At 62.9% G+C, this 1,411-nt stretch carries 1 protein-coding gene and 1 pseudogene; one reads left to right on the forward strand and one right to left on the reverse strand.

Annotation, left to right across the window (positions count from 1 at the left end; genetic code table 11):
* A partial coding sequence (locus Q5Y72_RS19640; RefSeq protein WP_305965072.1) for a transposase occupies window positions 1–921 on the reverse strand: 921 nt, incomplete at its 3' end.
* Between the two features lie 65 nt (window positions 922–986).
* Here Q5Y72_RS19640 and Q5Y72_RS19645 point away from each other — a divergent pair.
* Window positions 987–1,411 (forward strand): annotated as a pseudogene (locus Q5Y72_RS19645) (transposase); the annotation flags it as partial.

The following is a 1,411-nucleotide window of genomic DNA, read 5'->3' on the forward strand; positions in this document are numbered from 1 at the left end:
ATCGAACTTGAACCGTCGGAGCGGGACCTTGCTTCTGATCGGTTCGGCCTTGGTGGGAATGATGGCATCGATCCCGCGCGCCTCCAGTCCGCCGAACACCTTTGCGTAGGCATAGCCCGCATCTGCTGTCGCCAGCCCGATGGGTTCTCCCATGGTCGCGGCTGCCGTATCAAGGCTGTCCAGGATGTGATCGCCCTCGTTCGCCTCCCCGGTCGTGACCTCCACCTCGACGATGACCCCGCAGAGATCGTCAACCACGCCATGCTGCTTGTAGCATGGCTCGAGACGCCGGTTGCGCCCGCTGGTTGCCATGCTGGCGTCCGGATCGGTGATGCAGACCTTCTTGTAGCGTCCGGTCTTCTTCGAGTGCTTGACCTGGAGATCGGCCTCGGTTTCCTCCGGCACATGGCCATTCGCGTCGGACATGGCGCCAACATGGCGCACCGCGAGGCTTTCCCAACTGACATCGGCCCGGATCAGAGAGGCGTCGACATGCACGACCTCGCCCTTGGCGATCCCGGCGGCCATACAACTCTGAACCGTCCGCTCAAAGATGCGCCGAAATCGCTCGGCGCCCCAGCGTTGTCGAATACGGGTCAGCGAAGAATGATCCGGAAGCCGCTCGTGGAGGCCATAGCCAGCAAACCAGCGGATCGCGAGATTGACCTGTGCCTCTCGCAGGAGACGCCGGTCATGGACGATCCCGAGAAGAAAGCCGGCCAGCATGAGACGGACGGCTGCCTCCGGCGCGACACCCGGACGACCGGTCCCGACGGCATAAAGATCGGCAACATCTTCGGCCAGCCAGCCGAGATCGAGCACCCGGTCGACGCAGGCAAGGACATGATCATCCGGCACAAGGTCACGCAGCGACCCGCAGACGAAAAACTCGAGTTGATCCCGGCTCTGATGACCAATCATCCTGGCCCCCGCGACAAAGTCCTAAAGCTATGGAATCAGCGATGCGAGGGTTTTTCAACAGCCCCCGTGTTCACTGGATGCGCAACGCGCTGGCGCACGTCTCGCGGGGCCAGCACACCGTCATCGCCGCCGCGATCCGGCAGGCCTTCGACCAGCCCGACCGCGCCCATGCCGGCGAGACATGGCGCAAGGTGGCCGAGCAGTTGCGCCCGAGATGGCCAAAGCTGGCCGATCTGATGGACGAAAGCGAGCACGATGTGCTGGCCTACATGTCCTTCCCTCGCCAGCACCGCACCAAACTGCACTCGACCAACCCGATCGAGCGTCTAAACAAGGAGGTGAAACGCCGCGCCGACGTGGTCGGGATCTTCCCCAACGAGGCCTCCATCATGCGCCTGATCGGTGCCGTCCTCTTCGAACAAAACGACGAGTGGCAGACCGCAAGCCGCTACATGATGGTCGAGGCCTTCGCCCAGATCGACAAGGAGGA

Source organism: Paracoccus spongiarum, from assembly GCF_030732095.1.
GTDB lineage: Bacteria > Pseudomonadota > Alphaproteobacteria > Rhodobacterales > Rhodobacteraceae > Paracoccus > Paracoccus spongiarum.